Origin of the sequence: Ilumatobacter sp. (assembly GCF_041688325.1) — a bacterium.
Taxonomy (GTDB): domain Bacteria; phylum Actinomycetota; class Acidimicrobiia; order Acidimicrobiales; family Ilumatobacteraceae; genus Ilumatobacter_A.
Map to the genome: position 1 here is coordinate 15,791 of NZ_JBDNIJ010000116.1, position 13,640 is coordinate 29,430.

At 63.2% G+C, this 13,640-nt stretch carries 13 protein-coding genes and 1 tRNA gene; 6 read left to right on the top strand and 8 right to left on the bottom strand.

The features are described from left to right. Window positions 1-125: 125 nt before the first annotated feature. From ACH2EI_RS07845 to ACH2EI_RS07855, 3 genes are all read right to left on the bottom strand, one after another. The gene (locus ACH2EI_RS07845; protein WP_395157071.1) at window positions 126-1,391 is read right to left on the bottom strand and encodes a citrate synthase; all 1,266 of its coding nucleotides are present in this window, start codon (window positions 1,389-1,391) and stop codon (window positions 126-128) included. A 200-nt stretch (window positions 1,392-1,591) separates the two neighbouring features. After that, the gene (locus ACH2EI_RS07850) at window positions 1,592-3,010 is read right to left on the bottom strand and encodes an acyl-CoA carboxylase subunit beta (protein WP_395157073.1); all 1,419 of its coding nucleotides are present in this window, start codon (window positions 3,008-3,010) and stop codon (window positions 1,592-1,594) included. Window positions 3,011-3,098: 88 nt separating this feature from the next. Then, a complete protein-coding gene (locus ACH2EI_RS07855; protein WP_395157075.1) occupies window positions 3,099-4,037 on the bottom strand; it encodes a LysR family transcriptional regulator in 939 nt (312 codons plus the stop codon). A 259-nt stretch (window positions 4,038-4,296) separates the two neighbouring features. On the opposite strand from ACH2EI_RS07855, the gene ACH2EI_RS07860 reads away from it, so the two are divergent. From ACH2EI_RS07860 to fabZ, 3 genes are all read left to right on the top strand, one after another. Then, entirely contained in the window at window positions 4,297-5,742 is a 1,446-nt protein-coding gene (locus ACH2EI_RS07860) for an HAD-IB family hydrolase (protein WP_395157077.1), read from the top strand. Window positions 5,743-5,852: 110 nt separating this feature from the next. Continuing rightward, window positions 5,853-6,914, top strand: coding sequence for a fasciclin domain-containing protein (locus ACH2EI_RS07865; RefSeq protein ID WP_395159635.1), 1,062 nt, complete (start codon window positions 5,853-5,855; stop codon window positions 6,912-6,914). A gap of 164 nt (window positions 6,915-7,078) precedes the next feature. Next, window positions 7,079-7,507: a 3-hydroxyacyl-ACP dehydratase FabZ gene (gene fabZ / locus ACH2EI_RS07870; protein ID WP_395157081.1), complete on the top strand. Its 429-nt coding sequence runs from the start codon at window positions 7,079-7,081 to the stop codon at window positions 7,505-7,507. 252 nt (window positions 7,508-7,759) lie between these two features. Here the strand turns inward: fabZ and ACH2EI_RS07875 are convergent, their stop codons facing one another. From ACH2EI_RS07875 to fabD, 5 genes are all read right to left on the bottom strand, one after another. Beyond that, on the bottom strand, window positions 7,760-8,947 hold the full coding sequence (locus tag ACH2EI_RS07875; RefSeq protein ID WP_395159637.1) for a beta-ketoacyl-[acyl-carrier-protein] synthase family protein: 1,188 nt from the start codon (window positions 8,945-8,947) through the stop codon (window positions 7,760-7,762). Then, the gene (acpP, locus tag ACH2EI_RS07880; protein WP_395157085.1) at window positions 8,947-9,183 is read right to left on the bottom strand and encodes an acyl carrier protein; all 237 of its coding nucleotides are present in this window, start codon (window positions 9,181-9,183) and stop codon (window positions 8,947-8,949) included. The genes ACH2EI_RS07875 and acpP overlap by 1 nt, the downstream gene beginning before the upstream one ends. A gap of 83 nt (window positions 9,184-9,266) precedes the next feature. Beyond that, a complete protein-coding gene (gene fabG / locus ACH2EI_RS07885; protein ID WP_395157087.1) occupies window positions 9,267-10,004 on the bottom strand; it encodes a 3-oxoacyl-ACP reductase FabG in 738 nt (245 codons plus the stop codon). Then, on the bottom strand, window positions 10,001-10,969 hold the full coding sequence (locus tag ACH2EI_RS07890; protein ID WP_395157089.1) for a beta-ketoacyl-ACP synthase III: 969 nt from the start codon (window positions 10,967-10,969) through the stop codon (window positions 10,001-10,003). Before ACH2EI_RS07890 ends, fabG begins: the two co-directional genes overlap by 4 nt. A 22-nt stretch (window positions 10,970-10,991) precedes the next feature. Next, window positions 10,992-12,167, bottom strand: coding sequence for an ACP S-malonyltransferase (fabD, locus tag ACH2EI_RS07895; protein WP_395159639.1), 1,176 nt, complete (start codon window positions 12,165-12,167; stop codon window positions 10,992-10,994). A 195-nt stretch (window positions 12,168-12,362) separates the two neighbouring features. Between fabD and ACH2EI_RS07900 the strand changes: the two genes are divergently transcribed. The 3 genes from ACH2EI_RS07900 to ACH2EI_RS07910 all read left to right on the top strand — a co-directional run bounded on the left by ACH2EI_RS07900 (window position 12,363) and on the right by ACH2EI_RS07910 (window position 13,640). After that, window positions 12,363-12,436: transfer RNA gene (locus tag ACH2EI_RS07900), tRNA-Leu, on the top strand. Between the two features lie 42 nt (window positions 12,437-12,478). After that, on the top strand, window positions 12,479-13,327 hold the full coding sequence (locus tag ACH2EI_RS07905) for a hypothetical protein (protein WP_395157093.1): 849 nt from the start codon (window positions 12,479-12,481) through the stop codon (window positions 13,325-13,327). 22 nt (window positions 13,328-13,349) lie between these two features. Continuing rightward, a complete protein-coding gene (locus ACH2EI_RS07910; protein ID WP_395159641.1) occupies window positions 13,350-13,640 on the top strand; it encodes a hypothetical protein in 291 nt (96 codons plus the stop codon).

A 13,640-nucleotide genomic window follows, 5' to 3' on the forward strand; every position in this document is an offset into this window, starting at 1 on the left:
TGATGTGATGAAAGCCGTCGGGCGGGTCGAGGCGTAATGATCTCGGCATGACACCATGATGAAGATCAGGTGTCGCAGAGTTTGGATTTCAGTTGGGGTCTGACCCCAACTGAAACCGATTGGGCTCAGCGACTGGCGAGATCGACGTAGTTGCGCTCGTCGGGGCCGGCGTACCACTGACGGGGACGGCTGATCTTCTGAGCCGGGTCGTTCAGCAGTTCCTGCCAGTGCGCCAGCCAACCGGACATGCGCGGGATGGCAAAGAGCACCGTGAACATCGAGGTCGGGAAGCCCATGGCCTGGTAGATCAGGCCCGAGTAAAAGTCGACGTTCGGGTATAGCTTGCGGTCGACGAAATACGGGTCGGCCAGTGCGGCCTCTTCGAGCTTGAGCGCGATGTCGAGCAGCGGGTTTTTGCCGGTGACTTCGAAGACCTTGTAGGCGGTCTCCTTGATGATCGTGGCCCGCGGATCGAAATTCTTGTAGACCCGGTGGCCGAAGCCCATCAGGCGGCCTTTGCCGTTCTTGACCGACTCGAGGAATGCCGGAACATTTTCGATGGAACCGATTTCGGTGAGCATGCGGACGACGGCCTCATTGGCGCCTCCGTGGAGCGGGCCGTAGAGAGCCGAGGCGGCTCCTGCTGCTGACGAATACGGGTCAGCGTGGCTGGAACCGATGACGCGCATTGCGGTGGTGCCGCAGTTCTGCTCGTGGTCGGCGTGGAGGATGAACAGGACGTCCATGGCCCGCTCGAGGATCGGGTCAACTTCGTAGTCGCCGATCTTCCACATCATGTTCAAGAAGTTGGCGGCGTAGGACAGCTCGTTGCTGGGCTGGTTGTACGGCAGGCCAACGGAGAACTTGTAACACATTGCAGCGATGGTCGGGCTCTTCGCAATGAGGCGGCGGATCTGGATGTTCCGCTGGTCAGGATCGGTGACGTCTTTCGAGCCGGTATAGAAAGTGCCGAGTGCAGCGATGGCCGACACGAACATGCCCATGGGATGTGCGTCGTAGTGGAAGCCTTCAGCAAACTTCTTGCGCATGTTCTCGTGGATGAACGTGTGGTGCGTGACGTCGTGCGTCCAGTCGGTGAGCTGTTCAGTGTTCGGCAGCTCACCGTTGAGCAGCAGGTACGCAACTTCGAGGTAGGTCGACTTCTCGGCAAGTTGCTCGATCGGATAACCGCCGTACCGGAGCACACCGTTCTCGCCATCGAGGTAGGTGATCGACGACTTGGTCGACGCCGTCGACAAGTAGGCGGGGTCATAGCAATAGAGCGTCGGGTCGAGCTCACGCAGCGCCGATGACGGGAACACGCCACCTTCGATGGGGACCGTGACGGTCTTGCCGGTTCGATCGTCGGTGATGGTGATGGTTTCGGGCACGATGGCTTCCTCCAGGCTCGAACAGGACAGATAGGCACGGGCGAGGGGTCTCCCCGCCCGAGATCATCAAGATACTGCGCGTCCACCGAACTGCTCCAACCGGTGTTGCATCGATGCAGAGTTCTCGTGAGAGGTGGGCGTAGCGAAACCACTGACTTGCACATGTTGAGCCATGCGAGTCGGCTCGTGTAGCGGCGCAGTCAGAGGGGCGAATTGCCGTGTTTGCGATCGATGAGCATTTCGCGCTTGTCTTCGAGGACCGACAGCGCCGCACAGATCTCGCGGCGGGTGTCGGCCGGGTCGATGACGGCGTCGATGAATCCTCGCTCGGCAGCGACGTACGGGTTGAGCAGTCGCTCGGCGTAGTCGCGCTCGAACTCAGCCTTCTCTTCTGGCGTCGACCGGCGAGCAAGAATTGCCGCTGCCTGGCCGGCGCCCATAACGGCGATCTCGGCCCAGGGCCACGCAAGACAAAGGTCGTTGCCCATCGTCTTGGAGTCCATGACGATGTATGCACCGCCGTAGCTTTTCCTCAAGATGACGCAGATTCGAGGGACGGTTGCCTGGGCGTAGGCGAAGACGAGCTGTGCGCCGTGCCGGATCATGCCCCGCCACTCGAGATCCTTGCCCGGGTAGAAACCGGGTGTGTCGACCAACGTGATGATTGGCAGGTTGAACGCGTCGCACAGCGAAACGAAGCGAGCCGACTTCTGTGAGGCCGGAATGTCGAGCGTGCCGGCCAGCGAGATGGGCTGGTTGGCAACGATGCCGACTGGGCGACCATCGATGGTGGCGAAGGCGGTGACTACGTTGGCAGCCCAACGGTCCCGCAGTTCGAAAACGGAGTCCTCGTCGGCAATCGCTGCCGCGACCTTGCGGACGTCGTAGCTCCCGGTGGACGACTCGGGAATCTCCTTTCCGGCCTCGGGACAGAGCCGGTCGGCTGGGTCGCCGCAGGGCCACCGCGGGGGCTCTTCGTCGACGTGGCCGGGGAGGTAGGACAGGATTGTTTCGACCGTCTCGATAGCGGCTGCACGGTCGGCGACGACTGCGCTTGGGACGCCTGTGTAGCGGGCATGGTTGGCGGCGCCACCAAGTTCGTCGGTCGAGATCGCCACGCCGGTGAACTGTTCGACCATCGTTGGACCCTGCACGAAGGCGTAGCTTGTGCTGGTCATGACTGCAATGTCGGCGAGCCCGAGCAGGAGTGCCGGGCCCGACACGGCGGGCCCGTCGACGATGATCGCGGTTGGGACAACACCGGAGCATCGGGTGAGGGCGGCGGCGACGAGGCCCCAGCCGTGCAGCGCCGCAATGCCCTCGACGATGTCAGCACCCGCCGAGGTCATGATCATGACCAGTGGCATGCGCTGAGCGCATGCGGTGTCGATCGCTTTTTCGAGCAGCGACGACGTTCCGGATGTCAGGCGGATCAGTTCTGCGGAGTCGGCGAACTCCACCCAGACCACCGAACGTTCGCCGAAATCACGCACATCGGCGTGAGCCGCCGATGGTCGCAGCCGGTCGAGACCGAAGCGGTCGCTCGGGCCGGCGACTTCACGTGATGCCGTGAATCGGTCAGTCCCGAATCGATCGTTTTGCAAGGGCGCCGTCGTCATCTCTTCGAACAGTACAAGGACATCGACCCCACGAGTGTCCTGCGCTGGGGGACGCGTCCAGCGCGGTGCGTTTGAAGGGGACCGGCGGTTAGTCGCCTCGGGCCGGGGTGATCGCGCTGGTCCCAGGGTGAACGCCGGGCTGCTTGTGGCCGTTTTGCTGGATCACGTCTTGAAGAATTTCGAGCGCAGCGGATGTCGGAGCACTTGGGCTTGGACGGCGGCGTCGGACGAACGCGACGACACGGCGAGGGAGTTCAGGGACCGAAATGCGGACGAACGACCCCTTCAGCCACGTGGGCACGGCGGTCGCCGGAACGATCGCTGCACCGAAGCCGTCGAAGGCCAGCGAGGCGAGCAGGCGAACCCCATCGATCTCGGCTTGGGCCCGAAGCGTGATGTCGGCGTTTACTGCAGCGCGCTCAAGCACCTTGCGCAATGCTGAGCCCATGGGGGGGAGCAGGAGCGGGACCTGGTCGAGGTCGCGCAGCGGAATCGTTTGGCGGCTGGCGAGCGGATGGTTCTCGTCTGCGAGGAGGAACAGGTCCTCGGCAAAGAGCGGTTCGATCACGAGTTCTGGATCGTCGATCGGCAGGTGTACGATTGCGGCGTTGAGTTGGCCGCTCAAAACGTTCGGTACGAGCGCTGACGTTGCGCCCTCTTGGATGACTGCCCGGACGCCAGGGTGATCTTGGCCGAGGCGCCCGAGCATCTGAGGTATCAGCCAGCGAGCCGTGGTGCCGATAACGCCGAGCCGGGTTTGCCCGGAGACATCTTCGTGGCGGCTGGCCATGTCGGCGGCGATGTCGTCCATCTCGTTCAACACGCGGCGTGCCCGCTCGACCACACGAGCGCCCTCCTCGGTCAATCCGCCGTGGGCTCGATCAACCAGGATCACACCTAATTCCTTCTCGAGGCGATTGATGTGCGCAGAGACGTTGGATTGCACGGTGTAGAGCGATCGCGCTGCGGCAGAGAACGTGCCGTGGTCGGCGATTGCAACAAGCGTAGACAACTGCCGGACATCCATCTCTGAAAACGATATCAGATATCGTTTATATCTACTTGTCAGATCACCCAGTCCGGTGCATGATGAAGGAGTAACGAAAACTGAGAGCGAGAACCTCAGTCAAAGTCGACGTGAGAACACCCCCCATTGTTCCACTCGTCGGGAAATCCACAAGCTGATCCCCCATCAGCGGATTATCCCAGGTTGAGAGACCCGGATCCCCATCCGGGTCTTTCCCGTTTTTCGGGCCCTGATCTGTAGGGGCTCGTAGAGTGCTGATGTGACCAGCAGCAGCACCTACGGCTACGGCGCCGCCTTCTTCGACCTTGACCGCACGCTTCTTTCGGGAGCGTCTGGTGAAGTGTTTTCTGAAGCGATGCGTATGGCAGGCCTGTCGTCCAAACCGTTCCCTGGTGAGAAGTTCCTGTTCGGGCTGTTCAACGCAATCGGTGAGACGCTGCCGTCGATGGCGCTTGCACGGCAAGCGGTCACCCTGGCAAAGGGCCGATCCCAGCAGGCAGTTAGCGGCGCAGCCGAACAAGTAGCAGACCGGCTTGTTTCGATGGTCCAGCCGTTTGCCGACGCGTCGTTCGCCGCTCACCGCGAGGCCGGTCGGCCGATCGTTTTGGCAACGACTACCCCGTACGACCTCGTCAAACCGTTCGCCGACAAGCTCGGCCTCGACGACGTCGTCGCAACGCGATACGGCGTCGACGCCGATGGCAACTACGACGGCACGCTCGTCGGTCCGTTCGTCTGGTCGGCCGGCAAGCTCGAAGCGATTACGGCATGGGCCGCCGAGCGCGGCATCAACCTGGCCGACAGCTACGCATACTCCGACAGCGTTTACGACACGCCGATGCTCGACGCCGTTGGTTTTCCAACCGTGGTCAACCCGGACCCGCGGATGGTGTTCATGGCGGCAGCGCGTCGGTGGCCGACGCTCAACCTCGACGTGTCGCCCGGTGTCGTAAAGATCCCCGTCGTCGGTATGGAAGTGCAGCGGTTGGCCCTCCAGTTCGCCCGTCCCGCCGCGTACCCCTACGCACGCTTCGACATCTCAGGCATCCAGAACATTCCGACTGAGGGCCCCGTCATTCTCTGCGCCAACCACCGCAGCTATTTCGACGTCGCGGCGCTGTCGATCGCAATCGGTAAGAGCGGACGCACAGCTCGCTTTCTCGGTAAGAAGGAAGTGTTCGACGCTCCGATCGTTGGACCGATCGCCGCGGCAATGGGTGGCATCCGTGTCGACCGTGGCACCGGTTCCGACGAACCAATGAAGGCTGCGATCGAAGCACTCAACGGCGGCGAGATGGTGTCGATCATGCCCGAGGGCACCATCCCGCGTGGCCCAGCGTTCTTCGAAACAAAGCTGAAGGGTCGCTGGGGTGCAGCGCAGCTCGCACACGACACCGGGGCCACGGTCATCCCGATCGGCCTGTGGGGCACCGAGAAAGTGTGGCCTCGCTCGAGTCGGATGCCGAAGGTGTTCAATCTCACCGATCCACCGACAGTTCGGATCCGGGTAGGTAAGCCGGTCGACCTGAAAGGCAAGTCGGTCGATGCCGACACGAAGCGGATCATGAAAGCGATCATGGCCGAGCTTCCCGACGAGGCCACCGAGGCGAGATCACCGACCCCTGGCGAGCTCGCACTCACGTACCCGCCGGGCTACACGAGTGATCCCACGGACGAGTCGGATCGTCGCCCCGGGGCCGACTGAAACATTTATTACGTCAGTCTCATCCGCCTGTGGGCGGGGCTCCGAAGAGGGGGTATGTCGCATGGCGCGGCGTGAACACCCCCCATTTTATCTTCACAAGGAGATCCCCCATGAAGCACACCCCTCAGCGGCTGGCCGCCGCTTTGATCGTCGGCGCGATGACCTTCGCAGCCTGTGGCAGCGACGGAAATGACGTCGCCCCGGTCGAGACCGAAGTGACCGCGGAAGTCGGCACCATCGTCGACGTCGCTGTGGCCAATGGCAGCTTCGACACCCTGGTCGCAGCAGTGACCGCAGCGGGCCTTGTTGAGACCCTGTCGGGCCCCGGCCCGTTCACGGTCTTTGCACCGACTGACGATGCGTTCGCCGCATTGCCGGCAGGCCTCGTCGATGCACTCTTGCTCCCCGAGAACAAGGCGACGCTCGCCAAGATCCTCACCTACCACGTCGTTTCGGGTGCAGTGTTTGCTGCTGACGTGACCGACGGTGACGTCGCAACTGTCGAAGGTCAGACCGTCGCACTGTCGACCGCTGATGGCGTGACCGTCAATGGCGCCAACGTGATCATCGCCGACGTTGCGGCAAGCAACGGCGTCATCCACGCCATCGACGCTGTCCTTCTGCCGCCGGACGTGGACGCAGCTGCTCTGCTTGCTCCGGCCGAGCCTGAAGCTGAAGCACCTGTCGAGACCGAGGCACCGGTCGAGACCGACGCTCCGGCCGAAGAAGAAGCTGCCGAAGTTGGCACCATCGTCGACGTCGCTGTCGGCAATGGCAGCTTCCAGACGCTCGTTGCGGCCGTCACCGCAGCTGATCTTGCCGAGACCCTCTCGGGTGAAGGCCCGTTCACGGTCTTTGCTCCGACTGACGATGCGTTCGCCGCATTGCCTGAAGGTCTGGTCGCCGCACTCCTGCTCCCGGAGAACAACGACGTGCTCGTGAAGATCCTCACGTACCACGTTGTTTCGGGTGAAGTGTTTGCTGCTGACGTGACCGACGGTGACGTCGCCACTGTCGAAGGTCAGACCGTCGCACTGTCGACCGCTGATGGCGTGACCGTCAACGGCGCCAACGTGATCATCGCCGACGTTGCGGCAAGCAACGGCGTCATCCACGCCATCGATGCAGTTCTTCTCCCGCCGGATGTGGACGCAGCTGCTCTGCTTGGCTGATCCTCCGAACAGCTGAGTACTGATTGATGCCCGGTTCGCTTGCGAGCCGGGCATCATCGCGCCTGGGCAACGTTTTGACGCCCGTTGGGCGTTTGTGTGATGAAAATGGCTCCCATTGCAGCCAAAACCATCACGCAGACGCCGCTGACGGGCAGAATGCCCTCATGAGCGACCTGCCCCGCCCGATCGACCTGCTGCCGCACCGCCCACCATTCTTGTTGGTCGATGAGCTGATCGCTATCGACCCGGGCGTCTCGGCCAGTGGCATTTGGCGCCTCACGGGTGACGAGTACTTCTTTCCGGGTCACTTTCCGGGCCGCCCAACGCTGCCGGGCGTCATGATGTGCGAGTCGATCGCCCAGGTTGGCGCTTGCGCCGTCCTCGCCCATCCCGACTACTCCACCAAGCTTCCTCTCTTCGGCGGCCTCGACAAGGCCCGCTTCCGCCGACAGGTCGTCCCCGGCGACGAGTTGCTCATCGAGGTCGAACTCGGCCGCATGTCAGCCAGAGCCGGCAAAGGCAACGGCAAGGTCACCGTCAACGGCGAATTGGCCACCAGCTGCGATCTCATGTTCGTCTTCGCCGACAGATAGCAGCGAAAGAGCCCGCGATCCCGCCAGAGAGAGTCATCACTCGGCGCATCTGAAAGCTGCGAACGGCCGAGCGGAGAGGAGAACGGGTGGCGCCGGGGATCGAAGAGGGACCGTCGACGAGGCACGAGGAGTCGCAGCCCGATCGATTGCCGGTGACAGGACCCGTGAGCCGGAATGGGAGCCGAGCGCTGCGTCAGGCAGGAGAGATGACGACAGGACCCGTGAGCCGGAGTGGGAAGACCGAGCGCTGCGTCAGGCCGGAGCGATGACGACAGCCCCGTTATGCCCACCAAACCCGAAGTTCGTGCTCAGCACGGGCCCAGGCTCCCAGACGCGACCTTCGCCGTGCACGAGATCGATGGTCATCCGAGGATCGAGATTGACCGTGTTGGCGGTCGGTGGGATCAAACGGTGCTCGATCGACAGCAGCGCTGCGGCGGCTTCGAGGGCGCCAGCGGCTCCGAGCGCGTGGCCAGTGATGCCCTTGGTCGATACGACTGGGACCCCTCGGTCACCGAACACGTGCGAGAGCGCAGCGGCTTCAGCAGCGTCGTTGAGTGGCGTGGACGTGCCGTGTGCGTTGACCTGCTTGATGTCTGCGGGCAGGAGACCTGACTCGGCCAGGGCCTGCTCGATGCAGGCGATTGCGCCGACTCCGCCGGGTGCAGGTGCGGTGATGTGGTGTGCGTCGGCGTTGCTTGCTCCACCGAGAATCTCGCCGATGATGTTGGCGCCGCGTGCCTCGGCAGCGGACCACTCTTCGAGAATGAAGACCGCTGAACCTTCGCCCATGACGAATCCGTCGCGGTCTGCGTCGAAGGGGCGGCTGATGCCGGCAGTCGACAGGGCGGTCATGTTGGCGAAACCGGCAATGCCGGTCGGTGTGCCCGCTGCTTCGGAGCCGCCGGTGACGGCTGCGTCGAGAATGCCCCACTTGATAAGGCGAGCGGCGTAGTTGATGGCATGGCTGCCCGCCGCACATGCGGTGACGATGGTTTCGCTCTGGCCGCGGAGTCCGTAGCGCATCGAGATCGATGCGCCCGGCGCGTTCGACATCATCATCGGCACGAGAAATGGCGACACGCGTCGCTCGCCCTTGGCAATGCGAATGGCGATCTGCTCTTCGAGCGTGTGGAGTCCACCGACACCGGTGGCGAAGATCGTGCCGAACCGGCTTGCGTCGATGCCGATGGCGTCAACGCCTCCGACGTCATCGAAGGCTTGGCCAGCCGCAGCGAGCGCGAACTGCTCGACACGGTCGGCGCGGCGCGACTGCTTGGGACTGTCGAAGTAGGGGGACGGGTCCCAATCTTCGAACACAATGGTCTGGCCCTGGCGCGCGGACGGGCCGTTCAAACCGGCCCAAAAATCTTTGGCCCCGATGCCGGCCGGAGCAACGACACCCAGACCAGTGACGGCGACCCGACGGTCGCCTGCCATCAGAGCTTGCCGGTGACGAGGTCGTAGGCGTTTTTGACGGTCTCGACGCCTTCGAGGTCTTCCTCGGGCACAGAGATGTCGAATTCTTCTTCGAGCGCCATAACGAGCTCGACGAGGTCGAGGCTGTCGGCATCGAGGTCGTCGCCGAACTTGGCGTCCATGACGACTGCGGATTCTTCGACCGAGAGCACCTCGACGGCGCACTTGCGGAAACGGGCGAACAGTTCTTCATTCATTGCGGGGTCTCCATTTGGTTGGGTGTTGATTTGAGATTCTAGAGGTGTGACCTGGTCACAAGCGGCTTCTGACCATGGCGTGGTCAGTGACCCATTCCGAGGCCACCGTCGACGGGCACGACAGCGCCCGTTATGTAGGCGGCGTCAGGGCCAGAAAGGAATGCAACGGCACCTGCGATTTCGGCAGCTTGGGCCATGCGTCGAAGCGGGACGGCGGCGGTGATATTCGCGAGTTGATCGGCGGTGAGCGCAGCGGTCATGTCTGTTTCGACAGGGCCGGGAGCGACGACGTTGACCGTGATCGATCGTGAACCGAGTTCGCGAGCGAGCGAGCGGGCGAAGCCGACGAGGCCGGCCTTCGATGCCGAGTAGTTGGACTGGCCTGCCGAGCCAAGCATGCCGACAACCGATGACATCAAGATGATGCGTCCGCTGCGTGCCTTCAACATGCCCTTTGCGGCCCGCTTGGCAACGCGGTACGAGGCAGTGAGGTTCGCGTCGAGGACGGATGCGAAGTCGTCTTCGCTCATGCGCAGAAGCAGGCCATCTTTCGTGACGCCGGCGTTCGAGACGAGCACTTCGACAGAACCACCGAAATGTTCTTCGACGGCGGTGAACGCGGCGTCGACTTCTTCGGTCGACGTGACGTTGCACTTGACGCCGAAGAATCCTTCGGGCGGCGGAGAGGAGTTGTAGGTGACCGCAACGCGGTCGCCCTGGGCAGCGAACCGTTCGGCGCATGCAAGGCCGATACCACGCGAACCCCCGGTGATGAGCACGATGCGTCCTGCAGCGGGTGCAGCAGGTGAAGGGTCGCTCATTTCGTGTGCTCCTGTGCGGTGGTGGTCCAGCGGACGATCGCGCTTGCCGCTGACATGCCCGCCCCGAAGCCGACAAAGAGGACGAGATCGCCATCGCTGATGCGGCCATTGTCGAGCGCGTCGTTAAGGGCGAGGGGGATCGAGGCTGACGACGTGTTGCCAGTGCGATCCAGGACGATGGCGGCCTTGTCCATCGACAGGCCGAGTCGATCCATGGACGCCGAGATGATGCGGATGTTGGCCTGGTGGGGGACGACAAGGGCGATGTCATCGATCGACACACCAGCATGCTTCATTGATTTGGTGGCCGAGTCGACCATGATGCGCACGGCGCGCCGGAAGACCTCGCGGCCTTCCATCAGTAGGTTTCCACCGAGTTCGGCGTAGAGATATTTTTCGGCGCTGCCGTCGCTGTCGAGGTCCCAACCGAGCATTTGGCCGGGCCCGTCGACGGCTTCGATCACCGAGGCGGCCGACCCGTCGGCGAAAAGGATTGCCGTTCCGCGATCGGTCCAGTCGGTGATGTTGGAGAGCGTGTCGGTGCCGATCAACAGCACCTTCTCGGCGCCCATCGCAATGAGACCGTGGGCGTTGATGAGGCCGTATACCCATCCGGAGCAGGCCGCGTTGAGGTCGAACGCGCCGCATCGTAAGCCAAGCGCGTGCTGGACGGTTGATGCGGTTGCCGGAACAGCGCGGTCAGGTGTCGTGGTGGCGAGCACCAGAGCATCGATGTCGGCGAGGTCGACGCCGGACATTTCGAGTGCTTGGCGGCCGGATTCGATCGACAGTGCGCTCGTGAGTCCGCCCACATGCCGCTGATGGATGCCGCTGCGATCGACGATCCAGTCGTGATCGGTGTCGAACATTTTTTCGAGGTCGTGGTTCGTCAGAACCTTTTCGGGCAGGGCGGAGCCCCATCCGGTGATGACGGCGCCGCGTACGCCTTCGCGTGTTGCTGGCATGGGTGTTTCCTCCCGATTGGCTTCAGCTCGTGCGGAGCCAGGCGATGGGTTGGCGAGCAGTGACTCGCTCGGTGTCGACAGCGATGTAGCTCTGGAGTAGTCCGGCAAACGGCGAGCGGACTTCCTGTTCGGCGACGTGACCAATGATCGTGCCGACTTCGATTGGCGAACCCTCGGACAGATTCCCGAGGAGTGTGAAAATGCCAGCGGCGGGGCTGACCACGATGCGCTCGGTGGCGAAGAGATGTTCGCCGTCGAGTTGCGCGCCGCCCGTGGGGGAGCCAGCGGTGACCCATTCGAGCAGTTTGTCGAGGTCCTCAGGAGTGGCGACCGAGATGGTTCGCGCGTCTTTGACCGTCCGCTTGGCCATGCCGGTGAGCACGCCGCCGGGGCCGAGTTCGGCAAAGTCAATGACGCCCGCATCGGAGAGGGTCAGCAGGCTCTGCTTCCAGCGAACTGGGCTCGATAGCTGGGCAGAGAGCAGGCTGGCCCACTCGTCGCCGCGGTCGTGGGCGGTTGCATCGACGTTTGACACAACGGGGATGTCGGTGTCGCGAGGCTGCGCTTCGGCGAGGGCAGCCCGGAGTCGATCGCGGGCTGCGGTCATGAAGGGTGTGTGGAACGCGCCGGAGACCGGGAGGGTCATGACGCGTTTTGCGCCAAGGTCCTTCGCATGGACGCTTGCGGCTTCGACGCCCTCAGGCGAGCCAGCGATCACGACTTGGCCGGGGGCGTTGTAGTTGGCGACCCACACATCAGAGTCGGCGCGGCGACACGCGACGTCAACGTGTTCGTCGTCGAGGCCGTGGACCGCTGCCATCGTGCCGGGCCGTTCGAGGCCGGCGTCGTGCATCGCGGCTGCCCGAGCGCAGACCAACCGAACGCCGTCGTCAAAACCGAGCGCACCGGTAGCGGTGAGGGCGGTGTATTCGCCGAGCGAGTGACCGGCACAAAAGCTGGGCTCAATCCCGAGTCGTTCAGCAGCATCGAGCACCATGAGGCTCGACACGAACGTGGCGAGTTGCGCGTTGCGGGTGTCTTTCAACTCGTCGGCGTCGGCGTCACACAACAATGCACCAACATCACGACCGGCGACCTCTGAGGCTTCGTCGACCAGTTCCCAACTCTCGTGACCCTGCCATGGGCGCCCCATTCCGGGCCGTTGCGACCCCTGGCCGGGGAACGTGAATGCGAGCATTGGGGCGAGGCTAGACGGCTTCTCGGCGTTCGCGCGGCTACCCGTGAGTAACAACGAAAGCATCCAGCGATTGTCATCTTCCCACAGGACACCCGTCCGATTTGGTCTTGGATGCTCCGTCGGCAACTCAGCTCGAGGGAACGTTGTCATGGAGGTGTCTGAACTATTCGGGACCGCGTTACCCTCGCTGCGCACGCCCCAGTAGCCCAATTGGCAGAGGCAACGGTCTCAAACACCGTCCAGTCTCGGTTCGAGTCCGAGTTGGGGCACGCAAGTTCTTAATTGTTCTGACGTTCTGCCACAGTGCAGCGATGGACCCACTCATCGGACGCCGTACCTGGCGCACGGCCGAACCCATCCACTCCGCGATTTACTTCGTGCCCGAAGCGGCCGAGGAGTATGCGGCGATCGGTTTCGGCAACTGGATGAGTGGCTATTTCCCGTCGCGGAGTGCCCCGATGGGAGCTGTGTCGGCCGAGGTGGTCAAAGCGACCTTCTACAACTTCGACCCGTCGCTCGTCGACCGGTCGATGGCCGGCGCCTGGGAAACAGCATCGCCCGCTCAGTTGATAGCTGCACGATTCACCGCCGCCGATCGGATGATCCGGCGACTTGCGGGCGACACCATCAGCGGGCTCGCTCCGGCCGCAGCGATTGCACGACGGGCCGCCGAGGCCGCATGCGAACATCCGGAAGGCCGCCCGCTTTTCGCTGGCCACGTGTCGCTGGCGTGGCCTGACGAACCCCATCTCGTGCTCTGGCACGCACAGACCTTGCTGCGTGAATTTCGCGGCGACGGGCACCTCGCCGCACTCACGGCGCAGGGCCTGACGGGCTGCGAAGCGCTGGTCACCCATGCCGCGATGGGTGAGATCTCTGGCAAAGTGCTGAAGAGCTCGCGCCAACGCACCGACGACGACTGGAACGGAGCGATCGAATCGCTGCAGGTCCGCGGCTGGCTCGATGCCGACGGAGCCTTTACCGGCGTTGGCCGCGAAGGTCGTCAGTGGATCGAAGATCGCACCGATGAACTCGGAGTGCTGCCGTACACCGCCATTGGCGAAGATGCGTGCGCCGAACTCCGCTCGACAGTTCGCGCCACCAGCACGCTGATGGCAGCGGCGTTGGGGTTCCCTCGTCGAGACGCTGACGGCGCCTGAGTTGACTACAGTGCCTTGCGGCATGGGTATGCGATCTTTGGAGCGGCGGCTCGCGAAAACAGGGACACGGCTGAAGGGCTTGCGCGGCGAACTCGCGGTTGTCGAAGAGCAGTTGCTGTACCTCGGCGAAGACGCTGACGACCAGGCAATTCGGGCCATGGTGGCCGAGACAGCGTCGTCGTCTTTCGACGCTCGATCGGCTCAGGGCAACTTCGAGAACATGTCAAAGCATCGTTCACGCATGATCACCGAGATCGCCGAACTGGAACAGAAGCAAGACGAGCTCCTCGACCAGATGCTCAGCGCCAGGTAG

Coding starts and splice junctions, on each gene's coding strand:
- ACH2EI_RS07865 (WP_395159635.1), top strand. CDS start 5,853: ATGAAGCACACCCCTCAGCGGCTGGCCGCCGCTTTGATCGTCGGCGCG.
- fabD (WP_395159639.1), bottom strand. CDS start 12,167: ATGCTCGCATTCACGTTCCCCGGCCAGGGGTCGCAACGGCCCGGAATG.
- ACH2EI_RS07890 (WP_395157089.1), bottom strand. CDS start 10,969: ATGCCAGCAACACGCGAAGGCGTACGCGGCGCCGTCATCACCGGATGG.
- fabZ (WP_395157081.1), top strand. CDS start 7,079: ATGAGCGACCTGCCCCGCCCGATCGACCTGCTGCCGCACCGCCCACCA.
- ACH2EI_RS07910 (WP_395159641.1), top strand. CDS start 13,350: ATGGGTATGCGATCTTTGGAGCGGCGGCTCGCGAAAACAGGGACACGG.
- ACH2EI_RS07850 (WP_395157073.1), bottom strand. CDS start 3,010: ATGACGACGGCGCCCTTGCAAAACGATCGATTCGGGACTGACCGATTC.
- fabG (WP_395157087.1), bottom strand. CDS start 10,004: ATGAGCGACCCTTCACCTGCTGCACCCGCTGCAGGACGCATCGTGCTC.
- ACH2EI_RS07855 (WP_395157075.1), bottom strand. CDS start 4,037: ATGGATGTCCGGCAGTTGTCTACGCTTGTTGCAATCGCCGACCACGGC.
- acpP (WP_395157085.1), bottom strand. CDS start 9,183: ATGAATGAAGAACTGTTCGCCCGTTTCCGCAAGTGCGCCGTCGAGGTG.
- ACH2EI_RS07905 (WP_395157093.1), top strand. CDS start 12,479: ATGGACCCACTCATCGGACGCCGTACCTGGCGCACGGCCGAACCCATC.
- ACH2EI_RS07875 (WP_395159637.1), bottom strand. CDS start 8,947: ATGGCAGGCGACCGTCGGGTCGCCGTCACTGGTCTGGGTGTCGTTGCT.